The following is a 16,982-nucleotide window of genomic DNA, read 5'->3' on the forward strand; positions in this document are numbered from 1 at the left end:
AAAAAGGTAAAAACTACTTGCTGGTGGTGTGGATTCTTCGGATTAAAGCCATGGTAAAAGGGGGGGTGCTGGTAAAAACCGGCACCTCTTGTGTTTGAATAAAGTTATTATAGGGTAGGTGTTGAAATGAACTTCACCCATGATTCGCACCTTAAATTAATACCATTAAATATAATTCAGGATAAAAAACATTTTATTGTCGAAGATCCAACGTCAGGTGAATTTTATGAAATGCCGGAGGTTTGTATTGAAGCGATTCGTCTTCTTAACGAGGGGAATTCATTAGGGGAGATCGAGCGAGAGCTGAAAGAAAAATATCCAACTGAAGAAGTGGATTTACTCGATTTTGCCCAGCAGCTATTAGAACTGCAGCTTGTTACGGAAATTGACGGTGTAAAGGTTGAGGCCAAAGAAAAAGAAAAGCTTCCTCAAGGATTTTTGAGGGTCTCTCCACAGCTTGGAAACTTCTTTTTTAATAAGGCTGCCTATTTTGTATATGGCGCGTTGTTTATCGGCAATGTCGTTCTTTTTGCTGCTAATCCGTCATTATTCCCAACATATAAAGATTTGTTTATCTTTGATTATATGTTTTTAAATATCCTCGCATGGATGTTATTATCTTTTATATTTGTTTTGATCCATGAATTGGGTCATATACTGGCGATGAGGGCCTTTAATCTGCCAACAAAATTAGAGATTGGTCACCGTCTGTTTCTGGTGGTGTTTGAAACGGACATGGGCCCGGTCTGGAAGCTGCCGTCCAGAAATCGGAATGTTTTATATTTAGCAGGGCTTTGCTTTGATACGGTGATTCTTTTTCTGGCGTTAATTTGTCAGCTGCTGCTTTCCGGTCAGTCTGGCATGTTTCCAAGGGTCCTTGATGTCATTGTGTTAGATACATTTATCCGCATAGTATACCAGTGCTGTATCTATATGAAGACAGATCTATACTACGTGTTTGAGAATGTGTCGGGCTGTTATAACTTAATGGAAAGTGCCCAGCAGGTTTTAAGAAAATTGGTGCCGTTTCTGAACCAAGCTGACAAGGAAACAGTAATTTATCCTGAGGAGAGAAGGACTGTCCTTATCTATTCCGTCTTTTATTTGCTCGGAGTCGGTTTAACCCTCCTCTTATTTGCCTTTTATTATATTCCACAATTATTGTTTGCCTGGAAAAAGGTGTTCCCCGGCTTTTCACAAGGGGTGGACACACTGCCATTTTGGGATGCCGCGATGTTTAGCTTACAAATTTTCATTGTCCTGCTGCTATTACTTTTTTCTTGGCAAAAAAAATACCTTCGCCGTCGGGCCTAATGTAAAAAGGTGTCAGTCACCATTTGCGGTTCCTGACACCTTTTTCCTATGCGCCTAAATTCAACTTACTAACGGACTCGCAATCGGCGAGTTTTCTTTATAGTTTGAAGGAGCTCTTTAAGGAAACAATCCGGTTGAATACTAATTTATCGACGGTGGTATCTTTTGGATCAACATTGAAATAGCCATGCCTAAAGAACTGGAATTTATCATGCGGCCGGCTTTCTTTCATGTTCGGTTCGACATAGCCATGGAATATCTGCAGTGAATTTGGATTTACATGATCAAGGAATGTCCCTTCATCATCTTCCTCTGATTCATTCAAAATTAATGGTTCATACAGGCGGAATTCTGCGGGAACAGCGTGCGTGGCTTCCACCCAATGAATGGTTCCCTTTACCTTTCTGCCGGTAAAACCGCTACCGCTCTTTGTTTGCGGGTCGTAAGTGCAGCGCAGCTCGACCACATTTCCATTAGCATCTTTTACGATTTCCTCACATTTAATGAAATAGGCATGTTTTAACCGAACTTCATTGCCTGGGAAAAGGCGGAAATATTTTTTCGGCGGATTCTCCATGAAATCTTCTTGTTCGATATAGATTTCACGTGAGAATGGAATTTTCCGTACACCCATTTCAGGATTTTCAGGATTAATCTCAGCATCCAGCAATTCGATTTGTCCTTCCGGATAATTGGTGATGACGACTTTTAACGGATTTATGATTCCCATCGTCCGCGGTGCTTTTAATTTTAAATCCTCTCGGACAAAATGCTCCAGCATTTCGAAATCAACGGTCGCATTATTTTTCGAAACAGCGGTTTCGCGAACAAAATTACGAATGGATTCCGGGGTGAATCCTCTGCGGCGCATTCCGGAAATCGTCGGCATCCGCGGGTCATCCCAGCCATCGACATAACCTTCTTCAACCAGCTGCTTTAACTTGCGTTTACTCATTACAGTATTCGTCAAATTTAAGCGGCCAAACTCGATTTGCTGCGGTTGATGTTTCATTTCACATTGTTCGACAACCCAATTATAAAATGGCCGCTGATCCTCGAATTCTATTGTGCAAATGGAGTGAGTAATGCCTTCAATTGCATCCTCGAGCGGGTGAGCAAAGGCGTACATCGGATAGATGCACCACTTGTCACCCGTGTTATGATGTGTTACATGAGCAATGCGGTAAATAACCGGGTCGCGTAAATTGATATTGGGTGAAGCCATATCGATTTTGGCCCGTAAAACTTTTTCACCATCGGCAAATTCGCCGGCCCGCATTCGTTCAAACAATTCAAGGTTCTCCTCAATCGTCCGATCCCGATATGGACTGTTTTTACCAGGCTCAGTAAGGGTGCCGCGATACTCGCGGATTTCATCGGCACTTAAGTCATCAACATAGGCCAGCCCTTTTTTAATTAACAGAACAGCTCGGTTATACATTTCATCGAAATAATCGGAGGCGAAAAATAAGTTGTCCCATTCAAAGCCGAGCCATTTGACATCCTCCTTAATGGAATTAACAAATTCGACATCTTCCTTGGCCGGATTTGTATCATCAAAGCGGAGGTTTGTTTTTCCGTTAAATTCATCTGCCAAGCCAAAGTTGAGGATGATCGATTTGGCATGCCCGATATGCAGGTAACCGTTAGGCTCAGGCGGGAACCGGGTTACAATTGTATCGCGTTTGCCTGATTCTAAATCCTTGATCATGATATCCCTTATAAAATTAGAGTTCTGATTTTCCACTCTTTTCAACCTCTTTCATCTTGTCTATTCTATAAATACCACAAATATTGATATTTTTCCATTCTTCCCAACAAATCAGCGGAAAAACGGAAAGAAACAGGATTTTTTCTCCTATATTGGAGGCAATACCAAAATGATTTTTTAGTGGAAAATAAAAAATACCAGTGGATTGACTAGTCCCACTGGCATTATTGATTATGATACTAATTCCAATTGAATCACTTCACCCCTTCCTTTTCTTTTTGGTCCATTTACAAAAAATTTCCAATTTTAAAGCCTTAACAGTAAAAGAGGACTCTATTTGTATAACCCATTAATTACTAGATAAGATAACACACTCTGTTTATCTTTGACCAGAATAAGATATTTACAAATAATAGAAACTATAATATGATATATTTGGGAGATTTATTATTTTTTACAAAATAATGGCTGACTTCACTAAAAATAAGGAGTGCTAGCATGTCTAAAAAATTTAAAATGATTGCTATACCATTACTTGCTGTATCAATATCTTCAATAGGTATATATAGCACTCTATCAAATAAGGATAATGTGGTTGATAAAGCACAAGCTAGTTCTATCAGTTCTGATGAATTGGAAAAGCAAGCTATTCAAGATAAAATGATTAATAGTCTTGATTATTTTAAAAATGCAAAAGGTTCTTTTCGTTATTACGTAAAAAAGAGTAACATAGATGATACTACGTTCTTTAAGGTTAAACTAAATGGTAAACCCGCAAGTTATACAAAAGATGTCCTTAACAAGTTTTGATGGTGACACATTTAAAGTTTTGGTTCACAAAGATACAGGCATTATGTTGGATTTTGAGATTTATAATGCTTCAGGAGAAATGGTAAATACTATTAAAGTAAATGACATCAAAATAAATTCAATATTTACTACTTCAGATAATGGGAAATTAAAAATTAAAATACCTAAAAATTATAAAGAATTAAAACATGAGTTACCTAATAAAAAGTAAGGACTTTCTAATTGCTTAATCCTTAATATGTTAATAATTTCAGATTACAAAAAGCCAACTTATTTGTTGGCTTTTTGTATATCACTTTCAACCTTGAATAAGAGAGAGTTTCTTGTGAAACAAAAGAATATCTTTTAAAATAATACTGGTTCGTACTGGTACTGAAAAGATTGGACGGATGACCATGTTATTTGTGACAGAAATGCCAAAAGAAGCGAAGAAGAAAATTTTCTATACCGCCTTGATTCTCTTCACAAGCAAAGGATTCAAGCATACTTCTGTACTTGATATTGTGGAGCAGGCAAGGATTTCAAAAACAACCTTTTATCAGCACTTCTCCAGTAAAGAAAATTTAATGGAACAACTTTTTGCCGAGTTATTTGCGGAAATGGTTGAAGAGGTTAGGCTGGAGATCAACAAGGAGAAGCGGACGGCATACAAGGCTTATGTCGGAATCCGCCGCTATATCGAAATTTGTTTTACCGATATGAAGGTTGCCAACTTAATGCTGATTGAATCGGTGGGTGTCTCCAAGGAAGTGGAACAGGTTAGAAGTGAAGCACATCGTAGCTTTGCTCAGCTGATGTTGCAAACGGTTCAAGGTCTCTTGCCGAAGACTGTCTCAGAAACAGAGCTGCGGATTGTATCGCAAGCGATGATTGGAGCCATTAATGAGGTAGTAGTGCAAAATTATTATAAAGTACGCGAAAATCCATTAAACATTGATGAACTGGCCCGCCTTTTAAATCGAATCGTAATCGGAGCATTTGTTCATTTAGCAAATGAATAATTGTTTTTTGGATGTAGTGAAAAGTGGAAACTAAAATGTGTGAAATTACAGGATGGAGTGAGCAAAAATGCGGATTTTTGACATATCCAGAAAGCTGCAAACGGGCATGCCGGTATGGCTCGGTGATACCCCCTTTCAATATGATGTTTCAAGTACGACAACGGGAGATACGACAGTAAATGTCGGCAGTCTGATATTAAGTGCCCATGCCGGAACACATGTCGATGCCCCATTTCACTTCGACCCTAATGGAAAAAAAATAATTGATTTAGACCCGGGACTTTATGTCGGTCCAGCAAGGGTGGTAGATATGACGAACAAGGCCCGGATTGGTGTAAAAGAACTGGAAAACATCAATTTTGATGGAGTGCAAAGAATCTTGTTGAAAACCCTCGCTTGGAAAAATCCTGCACAATTTCCAGGGGAAATCCCCTATCTTGAGCCGAACTTGGCCCCGTTCTTGGCCACTAAGGGCGTCAGGCTGATTGGTCTAGATGTCCCCTCAGTTGATCCGCTTGACAGTGAGGACCTTCCAGCACATAAGAGTTTAAATGAAAATGGAATCCATATCCTGGAATCTGTAATCCTCGACGAAGTAGAACCTGGTGATTATGAGTTAATCGCTTTGCCGCTGCCGCTTGTCGAAGGAGACGGCAGTCCGGTTCGAGCCATACTCAGGTGTCATGAACGGTAGGTTACCTTGTTCAGCGGGAAACAGGTGCAAGAAGAAAGGGTGCTCTTTTTTGTCTTCTATTTGCTGGTCATCCTCGAAATAAATCGGAAAGTGATGTAAATCAATTTATTGAAGTGAGAGCGATGCTATACTGAAGCATATCTTTGCTAAAGGAGACGATAACCATGAGTGCAACTTTTCAAATGGATGGAAATAGAATGATTATTGACGTGCGTGAACGGATTGCCAGAGGCGAACACCCACGCCGTGAAATATTAAATGCAGTTAAAGCGGCCCCACTCGGGACGATTTTTGAAATCCATTTGCCACACCGGGCTGAACCACTGATCGCCACACTGCAGTCGTTAGGATTGAACGTCGTTGTCAATGAACTAGAACCAATGCATTTCCGTCTTATGGCGGCGAAACTTGATTCATTTTAAAATTCAATTGCTGGATGGAGTTAATCCAATCCGGCTTATATTTTAAAAAAAATTCTAATTTCAGATTCAGAATGTTATGAAGACTATCTAACTCATCATCCATTGATTACTCATTTATCCTCCACCTCGTTGGAGGATTTTTTGTTTTCATGCTATAGCAAATTCTGAACCCCTTTCGAAAAAGTGCCAAAATTTTAATTATTGCTGTATAATTTAATAGAAGAACAAGTTCGTTTCCTTAAATTAACTCTTTCTATGTTTGTAGGGGAAAATCGGTACATATTTAAACTTTTTTGGAGGGGATTAGAATGGCTTTTGATATTCGTGACTCAGCTTTATCAATTAAAACAGAGTTTCCGCGAAAAGTACGTCAGATTGAACATGTGTGGATTCCGATGTCTGATGGTACACGGCTTTCGGCGAGGATTTGGCTTCCCGAGGATGCAGAGCAAAATCCGGTCCCTGCCATACTAGAATACCTACCATATCGAAAAAATGACTTTACAGCTTTGCGGGATTCCGTCCGTCATCCATATTTTGCTGGACATGGTTATGCCAGTATCCGTGTCGATATGCGCGGATCTGGAGATTCAGATGGAATTCTTTATGATGAATATTTACCGCAAGAGCAGGACGATGCCTTGGAGGTATTAACTTGGATTGCGGAACAGCCATGGTCAACGGGGGATGTGGGTATGATTGGAAAATCATGGGGAGGATTCAATGGGCTTCAGGTGGCAGCGAGACGCCATCCCGCACTTAAAGCAATCATTACTCTCTGTTCCACTGACGATCGTTATGCCGATGATGTTCATTACATGGGCGGCTGTCTACTTGCATCGGACATGCTTTGGTGGGCCTCGACAATGCTGGTTTATAATGGCCGTCCCGCAGACCCTCAGATTGTTGGGGAAGAGTGGCGTTCCTCATGGCTTGAGCGGCTTGAAAAAACACCGCCATTTGTTGAGGAATGGGTGAAGCATCAACGTCGGGATGCTTATTGGAAACATGGTTCGGTTTGTGAAAATTACCAAGATATTAATATACCAGTCTTCGCTGTTGGCGGCTGGGCTGATGGCTATACAAATGCCATTTTCCGTCTGCTTGAAGGACTACAGGTACCGCGGAAGGGGCTAATTGGACCGTGGGCACATGAATTTCCGGAGGTTGCGGTGCCAGGACCGGCGATTGGATTTCTACAGGAAGCCTTGCGCTGGTGGGATCATTGGTTAAAAGGCATCGATACGGGTATTATGGAGGAACCGATGCTGAGGGTTTGGATGCAGGAGTCGGTTCCTCCTCAAGTGAATTACGAGGAACGACTGGGCCGCTGGGTCGCTGAATCCTCGTGGCCATCACCCGATAGTACTCCGGTTGAGTATTGGCTGGACGACAACAGGTTGACGGAAGGAAAGCAGTCTGCCACTAGTGTGGTTTCCATTTCAAGTGTTCAACAGCATGGATTATACTCAGGTGTTTGGTGCCCGTTTGGTCAAGAGGGAGATTTTGCTTCCGATCAGCGGCTAGAGGATGGAGTGTCGGTTTGCTTTACTTCCAACCCTTTAACTGAACCAATGGAGATTCTTGGTTTTCCAGAAGTATCAGTGGAACTTGCTGCTGATCGTCCGAATGCTTTCATTGTTGCCCGTTTATGTGATGTTGCACCAGATGGAGCTTCAACGCTTGTCAGCTGGGGAATGCTGAATTTAACTCATCGCAACAGTTATGAATTTCCGGAACCACTTGTTTCGGGACAACATTATTCGATTTCATTCCGGCTTAATGCGGCTGGATATGTCCTGCCTGCAGGTCATCGTTGGCGTTTGGCATTGTCGCCAACTTACTGGCCGCATGCATGGCCATCACCTGAACCCGTTACATTGCAGGTTTTTTTGGGTGAAAAAACATATTTAAGACTGCCGGTTCGTCCTGCTCAACTGCTGGATGAAGATCTTCCGGAATTCGCATCTCCAGAAACAGCAGAATGCATGGAACGGGAGGTTATAAGACCCGAGAGCCGAATAAGGAAAGTGCATTATGATCTTATCAAAGGAGTATGGGATCTCGAAGATGTTTCTGATGAAGGAGCCTATCGATTATTTTACAATGGGATCGAATATGGCAGTATAAATCGAAATTTATATCGGATCAGGGAAGGTGACCCGTTGTCGGCGGAGGTACGTTGTGAGTGGTCACTAACCTTGGGGCGCGGTGACTGGCAGACGCGTCTTGAAACAATCAGCACGATGGAGTCCGATCAATATCAGTTTTATCTAACCAATAAATTGGTGGCATTTGAGGGAGAGAAGGAAGTTTTTACAAAGACATGGAGAACGGAGATTCCGAGAGATTTAGTGTAGGAAAATTATTTATTAACGTTTAAAATGTAATCCCTTTTGAAACAATGCCCTTTGTGACGACTGAAATTGCGTTGCAAAGGGTTTTGCCTGTTTCGGGGGTCATATATTTGTTCAGGTCTTTTTTAAATTCTTGATATTAATCAAGGTAATTGAGAATGAAATTCATTAAATTGAAATAAAAACGACGAGGTGAATTTCATGAAAACGAAACAATGCTTAATTGTTTATGCAAGTATGTCGGGCAATACCGAGGAGATGGCTAGGAATATTGGAGTAGGCATTCAAGATTCGGGAGTCGCTGTGGAAATTAAAGACATTTTAGAGGCAGATACATTTGAATTACAAAATTATAATGGAATTCTTTTAGGAGCTTATACATGGGATAATGGAAGCCTTCCCGATGAGTTTCTTGATTTCTATGAAGAAATGGATTCCTTGGATCTGACCGGAAAAATCGCTGCTGCCTTTGGCTCCTGTGACTCATTTTATCAGGATCGTGGCAAAGCGGTTGATACTTTAATGGAAAAATTAACAGAACGCGGTGCCGATGTCGTCCTTGATGGATTAAAAATTGACCTCGCGCCCACGCCTGCTGAGAAAGAACAATGTATTCAATACGGAAGAGCGTTTGTGGAAAAATTAATAAAATCTAACGACTAAATGCCCAATTAGGGCAATTTTTTTATCTATTATGTTCTCTAATGAGAACAATTATGTATTTTATATGTTAAAATTAAAATAATGTATCAGTCTACTAAGAAAAAGAAAGACTGATTTTTAGAAGGGAGGAGCAGATGAGATTTTGCCTGTTTTTACTTTTTGCCGGAACACTGGATGCTGTTTTAACCCATTTTGGGGTCACCTTAGGGATTGTGGAGGAAGCGAATCCGTTAATGAAATTGGTGATTGAGAAAAACTGGTCTTATTTTTATCTGATTAAAATTTCCCTTCCACTTTTGTTGATTGGACTCTTTCTTTTTCATCCAGTAAAAAAGAAAATGAAGCTCTTATTAGTCGCCTCCTGTTTCATATATTTTTCCGTTCTTGTTTATCATTTGGTCTGGATGGTTCTCTATCTTAACGCATGAAAGCTGGACACCACCACCCGATTACGTTACTATCAAGTTTAAGAAAATGTGTGAGCAAAAGGAGCAAAACATGAACATTCATTTAAAACCATTTTTACACGAAGTGTGGGAAAAGTCTGAATTCCAAACAATGACAGCAATACAAGAAGCAGCGATTCCTGTAATTCTTGAGGGCCGGGATGTTATTGCTGAGTCACCAACAGGGACAGGAAAAACCATGGCTTATTTGCTGCCATTGCTAGATAAAATTGATGCCACCTTACCCTCATTGCAAGCGGTGGTAATAGCTTCTTCACAGGAGCTGGTCATGCAGATTTTTCATGAATTTCAAAAATGGTCAGAGGGAAGCGGCATCAGAGGGACATCCATTATTGGCGGAGCTAACCCGAAACGGCAGCTGGAAAAATTAAAAAAGCGGCCACAGGTTATTTTTGCCACGCCCGGACGATTACTGGAACTGATTAAACAGAAAAAAGTGAAAATGCATGAAGTCAAATTGATCGTGCTCGATGAAGGTGACCAACTGTTAAAGCAAGAACACCTTCAAAGTGTCCAAAACATCGTGAAAGCGGCTTTGGCAGATCGCCAAGTGGTGCTATTTTCGGCAACATTGAATCAAGCAGCGGAGCAATTGGCAAAGGATTTGATGAAAACTCCGAAAATTATTAGAATTACGAACGCTGACTCTGGAGTACAATCCGAAAATGTTGAGCATCTTTATTTGGTTAGTGAGCGCAGGGATAAAATTAAACTCCTTGAAAAAATGGCCCGCTTCGAAAATGCCAAATCGCTGGCGTTTATTAATGATATTGGCGAACTTGAAGTATTCAAGCAGAAACTACATTTTAAGGAGCTTTCCGTCGGGATTCTACATAGTGAAATGAAAAAACTGGAGCGGCAGGCTGTATTGAAAGCTTTTCGAGCTGGGGATTTGAAAATGCTGGTGGCGACAGATGTGGCAGCAAGGGGCCTTGATATTCAAGGAATTACTCATGTGGTGCAAATCGATCTACCGCGGGACATCACCCAATATATTCACCGGGCCGGAAGAACGGGAAGAATGGGGGCCAATGGAACAGTCATTTCCCTAGTAACGGTGCGAGAAGAGCGTGAATTAAAACGCTACTGCCGCGAATTAAACATCCCGCTTCATAAACGAATTATTTATAAAGGGGAACTTGCTCCGGAGACTGTTCGGCGCTAGCAGCCCTTGCCAAAATAAAAGGACATGACACTTTGTAATGAAAAAGAGGTCATGTCCTTTTTGTTACAGGTCCATGCTATTTCCCATATCAGCTTAATATTTTGTGAAATGTAAAACTTTTAGGAAATATTAGTTTTCTGATATGATATACTCAAATTACCTAACAGGAAAGGATGTTTCTACGCTTTTCTTTAACACAAAAGAGAAATAGAGGGATGAGAGAATGCAGGATGTTGAATGGCTGGAAGAAGTAACTATTGCTCAGCTTCAAGAAAAATTACAGAACGGCGAGCTAACATCTAAAGAATTGACTTTCATGTATTTAAGAAGAATTGCCGTTTACGATAAAAAAATCAATTCCATTCTCGAGGTAAATCCAGACGCTTTACAGATTGCCGAAGCGCTCGATGCCGAACGACAGGAAAAAGGATCGCGCAGCCTGCTCCATGGAATCCCGATTTTAATAAAAGACAATATTGATACCCATGATAAAATGCATACAAGTGCCGGGTCGCTTGCCTTAAAAGATTCATATGCGCCAAGTGATTCGTATGTTGCTGCGCAATTGCGTAAAGCGGGAGCGGTGATCCTTGGAAAAACAAATATGACCGAATGGGCTAATTTTATGACAATTGGGATGAAGAATGGTTATAGTTCCCGCGGGGGACAGGTATTAAATCCTTATGGTCCCGGGAGATTTGATGTTGGCGGCTCCAGTTCAGGGTCCGGAGCAGCAATTGCGGCCAATTTTGCTGCGGCAGCGGTTGGAACCGAAACCTCGGGGTCGATTCTAAATCCTGCATGTAATAATTCACTTGTTGGCATCAAGCCGACAGTTGGTCTGATTAGCCGGAGAGGAATTATTCCGATCGCCCATTCTCAGGATACGGCTGGTCCAATGGCACGCACCGTTGCCGATGCGGCGACATTGTTAACCGCTTTAAACGGAATAGACGAGCAGGATCCGATTACAAAAACAAATCCCTTAACTAGTCTCGATTTTACGAAACATTTACAAAAAGACGGTTTAAATGGGAAAAGAATTGGAATTGCTTTTGCTGGTTTTATCGAATTTTTACCGAAAGAAAAACAAGCAGTCGTTAGGGATGCAATCGAAGTGTTAAAAACAACCGGTGCGGAAGTCATCGACAACATTGAGATCCCCAGTGCTAAAAAGCAATGGTCTTACGATGTACTCACCTATGAATTTAAACCTGATCTCAATGCCTATTTAAGCCGGCTCCATCCTTCTGTAAAGGTAAGAACCTTGGCCGATCTGATTGAATTTAATAAACAACATGAAGCGAAAATGCTGAAATATGGGCAGGCCGTGTTGCTGGAAGCCGAAGAGACAAGCGGGTCATTAACGGAGGTGGCCTATATGGAAGCATTGGTCGATGATCAGTACTACGCTAAGCAACAGGGAATTGATTATGCGCTAGAAAAATACAACTTAGAAATCATTGTCTTTCCTGGCGATGAAGGTTCACATATAAGTGCCAAGGCGGGCTATCCGTCCATTGCAGTCCCTGCCGGTTATACAATGGAAGGGGAGCCGGTTGGAATTACCTTTGCGGGACCGGCTTACAGTGAGCCGCAATTAATTGAGGCGGCCTATGCTTTTGAACAGGCAGCGGGATTCCGCAAGCCGCCGATTTTGGAACAAGAATAACTCCAGTTGTTTTCACTCATACTATCAATGACTTTCTTGAAAAGGAGATGACAGGATGGGTAAAACAAAACTGGGCAATGCCAATGCCCAGCGTAATAATAATCGTAAAAAAGCGATGAAATCAAGCTCCGAACTCGTTGAATTTGAAACAGGTGAAGAGTTGAAACGAAATCGTCCACGGGATAAATAAAGGTGACACGCCTCCCACCACTTAAGGCTGGAGGCGTAATTTTTGTTTAGAAACTATGTACATTGGCCCTTTCCATGAACACTTCTTGCAGGGTTTTCCCCAAAAAAGTGTATATTAGAATATCTTATGAACACTTTACAGTAGCTATTCCACAACTTTGTGTTCATTGAACGGCGCCATGGGCACTTTCCTGCCGGTTTTCCCCCAAAAAGTGTACATTGGCCACTCTCATGAACACTTTTCTGCGTTTTTTCCACAAAAAAGTGTACATTGCACCCTCCCATGAGCCCTTCGCTGCAGCTTGTCCACAATTTTGCGTTCATCATCAATTTAATCCTCTACCAGCAAATCAAGGGGATTCAGCGCTGGGCCTTCGATGACCTCACCATTAAAACTATATCGTGATCCATGGCAAGGGCAGTCCCATGTCTTTTCGCCGTCATTCCATTCACATTCACAGCCCATATGCTGACAGGTTGTGTCCACCACATACAGTTTCCCGTTCTCGTCCTTGTAGGCACCGGCCCGTCTGCCGTTGAACATGACCACAGAGCCTTCCCTTGGCTGCAAGTCAGCGGCGTCTTTATCCGTATATTCCAATTTTCCTTTAATTAGATGCTTAGCGACATCCGCGTTAGTGGTCACAGCCTTTTTTAAATCAGGATCCGCCTGGAATCTTGATGGGGAATAAAGCTCTTTATACGGATTTTCTCGGTTCAAGACATAATCACTTAAAATATGTCCCGCCAAGATGCCAGTTGTCATACCCCATTTTTTATAACCGGTAGCGACCAACACCCTCTCCCGATCCTCAGTAATCGGACCAATATAGGGGAGTTTATCAAGGGTGGTTAAGTCCTGGGCAGACCAGCGGTAGACGATTTCTTTAGCCCCGAATGTTTCCTCAGCAAACTCCGCAACTGCCTCGTAATGCTTCATTGTATTGATCCCCTGGCCGGTTTTGTGGCTTTCACCGCCAATGATCCAGAGTGTCTCCCGATTCAACGGAGTTGAGCGGATGGAGCGCGCTGGATAATCTGCACTGACATACATGCCTCCCGGGTATTCCTGATCGGTTTTTATCGCAAGGGCGTAAGATCTGTCTGCGTACATGCGGGCGAAAAATACCCCAATTTTATCATAAAACGGGAAATGAGAGGCCATAATCACATGCTTGCCAGTTACTTTATACCCGCCTTTGACATAAACTTTAGGCTCAGATTTGTCATCCTCGATATCTGTCGCGGGTGTTTGTTCATACACTGCGCAGCCTGCATGAACGGCTTCAGTTAATAAACTTTTTAAAAATTTCAGTGGATGATATTGCGCTTGATTTTTCATATATAAGGCTGCTTTTACCGGGATGTTGAATGGAATGGTATCCTTTAGCGCTCCATCAATTCCGAGTTTTTTGTATGCTTCCCACTCCGTTTTTATTTTTTCGACATATTCCTCTGTGGTGGCGTACACGCAGGCGTCCTGTTTGCTGAAATCACAATCGATTCCTTTTTCGTCTACCTCATTTTCGACAAATTGAATGGCACTCATATGGGAATCATAGTAAAGCTTAGCTTGATCCTTGCCGAAATGATTGATGATCTCATCATATATAAGGTTGTGCTGCGCCGTTAATTTAGCGGTTGTGTGACCAGTGGTACCGGCTAATACCCGGTCCGCCTCCAATAAGGCAACCTTTACTCCCGCTTTTGACAATAAATACGCTGTGGTGATTCCGGTAATTCCAGCACCGACGACGGTTACATCTACAGATAAATCTGCATTAAGTGGTTCGAAAACAGGGAACTCTAAATCACGCCAGTACGGTTTAGGGAATTGGGGAAGTTTTTCAGATGAACTCATATTGACCCTCCAGTTTCATTGTTAACTCATGCTTAATTTTTCCGAAAGTGAAAAAAACATGTAATGGAGAGGGTGGATTAAAAAAGAACCTTGATCGAACAAAGTTCAACAAGGTTCTTCCTCAGTTCAAGATTGGTTGGAGTCATTGGGGGTAATTTTATCAATCCGGGTGGCATCCTCTGAATCTAGCGCCTGACGCAGGAAATAAACGATCGTTCCTCCAGAAATCAAGAGAATGATCACTAAACCTAGTAAGGTAACCCACAATAGAGCCATATTTGATTCCTCCTTTTGAAAAATGATGAAATAGTACTTATCTAAAGATATATGCTTTTGCGAGACCATTTTGCTGGTTGAAAAAAATGTTTTGAAAGCCGCTTTCTCAGTAGTCGCCGTGGCAAAAATTAGCTGTAGCTCTCTGAATATTTTGAACCAGAAATTACAAATATTATTCGGAGGAGGGAATTAAATGAAAAAATCTTTTTGGTTCAGCTTATTGTTTATCCTCTCATTTCTCTGTATTCCCAGTGTTTCAATGGCTCAGCAAATTTATACTGTGCAGCCGGGGGACTCGCTTTGGAAAATTGCGGTCAGGTATCAGGTGGGACTTTCTGAGTTAATCAGTGCCAACCCGCAATTTAAAAATCCAAGCTTGATTTATCCCGGACAAAAAGTGACCATTCCTGATTTAAACGGTGTAAAATCGATTGAATCTCAGGTGATTCAGCTAACTAATCAGGAACGGGCCAAGAATGGATTGAAACCTTTTACAGCGAATTGGGAACTATCACGGGTAGCTCGCTATAAGGCGATGGATATGCGCGATAAAAACTACTTCAGTCATACAAGCCCGACATACGGCAGCCCATTTGACATGATTAAGAATTTCGGTATCGCTTACCGTTCAGCTGCGGAGAATATTGCAGCAGGTCAAACGACTCCGGCGGCAGTTGTGAAAGCGTGGATGAACAGTCCTGGGCACCGCGCGAATATGTTAAGCACCTCTACCAATCAAATCGGTGTCGGCTATGCCAAAGGCGGTTCATATGGATATTACTGGGTGCAAATGTTTATCGCCAAATAGATCGCCCGTAGATTTGAAGCGTGAAAAATACCCAAATTTAGTAAATGAATACTTCATACTAAGGCGTGTACTAATTTATTCCAGTGTTTGTAAAAAAGGAACGTAATGAGGTAAAATTGTGCAGGGCTCATGTAAAAAAGTGCCCCGAATTTGTAAAATAAATGATGCAAATTTGATATGCTTGGGAATTAGTTTCTTTTAAAAAATACATGTTAAGGGTCAGTTTCTAACAGAGACTGACCCTTTCTACGTCTTAGGACCGAGAACAAAATCAAGCTCTGGCGCAATTATGAAAAATGAACAATCGAGGTAAGATGGTATCAAGAACAAGAAAGGAAGTGGAAATTAAAATGAAAAAATTTGGATTACTGGTAGCGGGTGGAATCGCCGCAATCATTTTACTTTCAACAATCGGTCCGATGGTCGGGTTAGCGGTCAGCTTGGTGCTCCTCTACTTCATTGTTAAACAATTTATTAAAGCGGAATCAACCGGTGCTAAAATCGGGCTTGCCATCGTTGGCGTGATTGTCTTGGCAGCTTCACTTCACAATATACCTGCCGTAATTGGTTTAGCAGCAGCATATGTACTGTTCCTCGTCTATAAAAAGTGGAACGAACAAAAGCATACCAAGTTCAAAGAAGATTCCGACCCATTCACCAATTTTGAAAAGCAATGGGATGAATTGAAGCATTACTAAGATCTCGCTGGACACATGATGTTTAAGGGAAAAACCAATTTATTAAAGGGCTTCGCTTCCAAATTACGAAAAATTTAAAGCCCTTATCCATTCAATCAAAATCATTTTTCAAAAGGAGAGAATAAACATGGCAAACTTATTTACAAGAATTAAAAACGTTGTGATGGCGGATTTAAATGAGGCTTTGGAGCAAAAGGAAAATAAAAATCCCATTGCCCTGCTGAACCAGTATCTGCGCCAATCCGAGCAGGAAACTGAAAAGGTAAGAAAATTAGTGGAGCGCCAGTACCGCTTAAAAGCGGAGTTTACGAAGGAATACCACGAGGCCGTGAAGCTCGCCGAAAAAAGACAGCAACAGGCGGAAATTGCTGCAAAGGCGGGCGAAAGCGAATTATCGCAATTTGCTTTAAAAGAGCATCAGCAATATGCAGAACGCGTCGAGCACCTTCAAGCTTCACTGGCACAGATTAATGAACAGCTTGTCAATTTGGAAAATAGATACGAAGAAATGAAGCACAAATTAAAGGATATGCAGCTGCGCCGGATGGAACTTATGGGCCGTGAAAACGTCACACGCGCGAACCAGCGGATCAATCAAGTATTAGAATCGGATACGTATTCCAATACATCCTACTCCCGCTTTAAAGAGATTGAAAACTATTTGGAGCGCCTAGAACATCAAGTAAACAGCTCCTACTATCGCAGCACGATCGATGCCAAAGTTGCCGAATTAGAAAAAAATCTAAAATTAGATGAAAGCAAGTCCATTTAAAGGCAAATCATGATATTCTAATAGAAAAGCAGCAGCATCCTGAGGTTATTCCGACAAGAACAAGCCAATCTGGTAAAGAGAGTGGGCTTGTGACTTTAAGGG

General features: G+C 41.6%; 18 protein-coding genes. 15 read left to right on the forward strand and 3 right to left on the reverse strand.

All coding sequences use genetic code 11. The features are described 5' to 3' along the window. The first annotated feature begins 126 nt into the window (after nucleotides 1–126). Complete coding sequence (locus JK635_RS15775) at nucleotides 127–1,314, forward strand: hypothetical protein (RefSeq protein WP_202654920.1); 1,188 nt, start codon at nucleotides 127–129, stop codon at nucleotides 1,312–1,314. 97 nt (nucleotides 1,315–1,411) lie between these two features. Here the strand turns inward: JK635_RS15775 and JK635_RS15780 are convergent, their stop codons facing one another. Further along, nucleotides 1,412–3,061 (reverse strand): glutamine--tRNA ligase/YqeY domain fusion protein, encoded by a 1,650-nt coding sequence (locus tag JK635_RS15780; protein ID WP_202654921.1) that lies wholly within the window; start codon nucleotides 3,059–3,061, stop codon nucleotides 1,412–1,414. A gap of 462 nt (nucleotides 3,062–3,523) precedes the next feature. On the opposite strand from JK635_RS15780, the gene JK635_RS15785 reads away from it, so the two are divergent. From JK635_RS15785 to ypzF, 11 genes are all read left to right on the forward strand, one after another. Next, the gene (locus JK635_RS15785) at nucleotides 3,524–3,835 is read left to right on the forward strand and encodes a hypothetical protein (RefSeq protein WP_202654922.1); all 312 of its coding nucleotides are present in this window, start codon (nucleotides 3,524–3,526) and stop codon (nucleotides 3,833–3,835) included. Further along, nucleotides 3,816–4,046 (forward strand): hypothetical protein, encoded by a 231-nt coding sequence (locus JK635_RS15790; RefSeq protein WP_202654923.1) that lies wholly within the window; start codon nucleotides 3,816–3,818, stop codon nucleotides 4,044–4,046. The genes JK635_RS15785 and JK635_RS15790 overlap by 20 nt, the downstream gene beginning before the upstream one ends. A gap of 184 nt (nucleotides 4,047–4,230) precedes the next feature. Continuing rightward, complete coding sequence (locus JK635_RS15795; RefSeq protein WP_202654924.1) at nucleotides 4,231–4,836, forward strand: TetR/AcrR family transcriptional regulator; 606 nt, start codon at nucleotides 4,231–4,233, stop codon at nucleotides 4,834–4,836. 67 nt (nucleotides 4,837–4,903) lie between these two features. After that, the gene (kynB, locus tag JK635_RS15800) at nucleotides 4,904–5,530 is read left to right on the forward strand and encodes an arylformamidase (RefSeq protein WP_202654925.1); all 627 of its coding nucleotides are present in this window, start codon (nucleotides 4,904–4,906) and stop codon (nucleotides 5,528–5,530) included. 164 nt (nucleotides 5,531–5,694) lie between these two features. Further along, complete coding sequence (locus JK635_RS15805; RefSeq protein ID WP_202654926.1) at nucleotides 5,695–5,952, forward strand: DUF2249 domain-containing protein; 258 nt, start codon at nucleotides 5,695–5,697, stop codon at nucleotides 5,950–5,952. A 308-nt stretch (nucleotides 5,953–6,260) separates the two neighbouring features. Continuing rightward, the gene (locus JK635_RS15810) at nucleotides 6,261–8,312 is read left to right on the forward strand and encodes a CocE/NonD family hydrolase (RefSeq protein ID WP_202654927.1); all 2,052 of its coding nucleotides are present in this window, start codon (nucleotides 6,261–6,263) and stop codon (nucleotides 8,310–8,312) included. Nucleotides 8,313–8,510: 198 nt separating this feature from the next. Then, nucleotides 8,511–8,972, forward strand: a complete 462-nt coding sequence (locus JK635_RS15815) for a flavodoxin (protein WP_202654928.1) — start codon at nucleotides 8,511–8,513, stop codon at nucleotides 8,970–8,972. Nucleotides 8,973–9,106: 134 nt separating this feature from the next. Beyond that, on the forward strand, nucleotides 9,107–9,400 hold the full coding sequence (locus JK635_RS15820; RefSeq protein WP_202654929.1) for a DUF5658 family protein: 294 nt from the start codon (nucleotides 9,107–9,109) through the stop codon (nucleotides 9,398–9,400). Nucleotides 9,401–9,470: 70 nt separating this feature from the next. Beyond that, nucleotides 9,471–10,604, forward strand: a complete 1,134-nt coding sequence (locus JK635_RS15825) for a DEAD/DEAH box helicase (protein ID WP_202654930.1) — start codon at nucleotides 9,471–9,473, stop codon at nucleotides 10,602–10,604. A 223-nt stretch (nucleotides 10,605–10,827) separates the two neighbouring features. Then, a complete protein-coding gene (locus tag JK635_RS15830; RefSeq protein WP_202654931.1) occupies nucleotides 10,828–12,276 on the forward strand; it encodes an amidase family protein in 1,449 nt (482 codons plus the stop codon). Nucleotides 12,277–12,331: 55 nt separating this feature from the next. Beyond that, a complete protein-coding gene (ypzF, locus tag JK635_RS24770; RefSeq protein WP_306792954.1) occupies nucleotides 12,332–12,466 on the forward strand; it encodes a protein YpzF in 135 nt (44 codons plus the stop codon). A 330-nt stretch (nucleotides 12,467–12,796) separates the two neighbouring features. Here the strand turns inward: ypzF and JK635_RS15835 are convergent, their stop codons facing one another. Then, a complete protein-coding gene (locus JK635_RS15835; RefSeq protein WP_202654932.1) occupies nucleotides 12,797–14,326 on the reverse strand; it encodes an FAD-dependent oxidoreductase in 1,530 nt (509 codons plus the stop codon). Between the two features lie 126 nt (nucleotides 14,327–14,452). Then, a complete protein-coding gene (locus JK635_RS15840) occupies nucleotides 14,453–14,602 on the reverse strand; it encodes a hypothetical protein (protein WP_202654933.1) in 150 nt (49 codons plus the stop codon). A 193-nt stretch (nucleotides 14,603–14,795) separates the two neighbouring features. Here JK635_RS15840 and safA point away from each other — a divergent pair, with 193 nt between their 5' ends. The 3 genes from safA (at nucleotide 14,796) to JK635_RS15855 (ending at nucleotide 16,880) form a co-directional block, all read left to right on the forward strand. Continuing rightward, on the forward strand, nucleotides 14,796–15,410 hold the full coding sequence (safA, locus tag JK635_RS15845) for a SafA/ExsA family spore coat assembly protein (RefSeq protein ID WP_202654934.1): 615 nt from the start codon (nucleotides 14,796–14,798) through the stop codon (nucleotides 15,408–15,410). A 350-nt stretch (nucleotides 15,411–15,760) separates the two neighbouring features. Next, nucleotides 15,761–16,108: a lmo0954 family membrane protein gene (locus JK635_RS15850; RefSeq protein ID WP_202654935.1), complete on the forward strand. Its 348-nt coding sequence runs from the start codon at nucleotides 15,761–15,763 to the stop codon at nucleotides 16,106–16,108. 127 nt (nucleotides 16,109–16,235) lie between these two features. Then, the gene (locus JK635_RS15855; protein ID WP_202654936.1) at nucleotides 16,236–16,880 is read left to right on the forward strand and encodes a PspA/IM30 family protein; all 645 of its coding nucleotides are present in this window, start codon (nucleotides 16,236–16,238) and stop codon (nucleotides 16,878–16,880) included. Nucleotides 16,881–16,982: the final 102 nt, after the last annotated feature.

The sequence above is a fragment of the Neobacillus paridis genome (assembly GCF_016765675.1).
Taxonomy (GTDB): domain Bacteria; phylum Bacillota; class Bacilli; order Bacillales; family Cytobacillaceae; genus Neobacillus; species Neobacillus paridis.

Excerpts from the sequence above, each read along its gene's own strand:
- JK635_RS15775 (WP_202654920.1), top strand. The coding sequence starts at position 127 with ATGAACTTCACCCATGATTCGCACCTTAAATTAATACCATTAAATATA.
- JK635_RS15785 (WP_202654922.1), top strand. The coding sequence starts at position 3,524 with ATGTCTAAAAAATTTAAAATGATTGCTATACCATTACTTGCTGTATCA.
- JK635_RS15790 (WP_202654923.1), top strand. The coding sequence starts at position 3,816 with ATGTCCTTAACAAGTTTTGATGGTGACACATTTAAAGTTTTGGTTCAC.
- JK635_RS15795 (WP_202654924.1), top strand. The coding sequence starts at position 4,231 with ATGTTATTTGTGACAGAAATGCCAAAAGAAGCGAAGAAGAAAATTTTC.
- kynB (WP_202654925.1), top strand. The coding sequence starts at position 4,904 with ATGCGGATTTTTGACATATCCAGAAAGCTGCAAACGGGCATGCCGGTA.
- JK635_RS15805 (WP_202654926.1), top strand. The coding sequence starts at position 5,695 with ATGAGTGCAACTTTTCAAATGGATGGAAATAGAATGATTATTGACGTG.
- JK635_RS15810 (WP_202654927.1), top strand. The coding sequence starts at position 6,261 with ATGGCTTTTGATATTCGTGACTCAGCTTTATCAATTAAAACAGAGTTT.
- JK635_RS15815 (WP_202654928.1), top strand. The coding sequence starts at position 8,511 with ATGAAAACGAAACAATGCTTAATTGTTTATGCAAGTATGTCGGGCAAT.
- JK635_RS15820 (WP_202654929.1), top strand. The coding sequence starts at position 9,107 with ATGAGATTTTGCCTGTTTTTACTTTTTGCCGGAACACTGGATGCTGTT.
- JK635_RS15825 (WP_202654930.1), top strand. The coding sequence starts at position 9,471 with ATGAACATTCATTTAAAACCATTTTTACACGAAGTGTGGGAAAAGTCT.
- JK635_RS15830 (WP_202654931.1), top strand. The coding sequence starts at position 10,828 with ATGCAGGATGTTGAATGGCTGGAAGAAGTAACTATTGCTCAGCTTCAA.
- ypzF (WP_306792954.1), top strand. The coding sequence starts at position 12,332 with ATGGGTAAAACAAAACTGGGCAATGCCAATGCCCAGCGTAATAATAAT.
- JK635_RS15835 (WP_202654932.1), bottom strand. The coding sequence starts at position 14,326 with ATGAGTTCATCTGAAAAACTTCCCCAATTCCCTAAACCGTACTGGCGT.
- JK635_RS15840 (WP_202654933.1), bottom strand. The coding sequence starts at position 14,602 with ATGGCTCTATTGTGGGTTACCTTACTAGGTTTAGTGATCATTCTCTTG.
- safA (WP_202654934.1), top strand. The coding sequence starts at position 14,796 with ATGAAAAAATCTTTTTGGTTCAGCTTATTGTTTATCCTCTCATTTCTC.
- JK635_RS15850 (WP_202654935.1), top strand. The coding sequence starts at position 15,761 with ATGAAAAAATTTGGATTACTGGTAGCGGGTGGAATCGCCGCAATCATT.
- JK635_RS15855 (WP_202654936.1), top strand. The coding sequence starts at position 16,236 with ATGGCAAACTTATTTACAAGAATTAAAAACGTTGTGATGGCGGATTTA.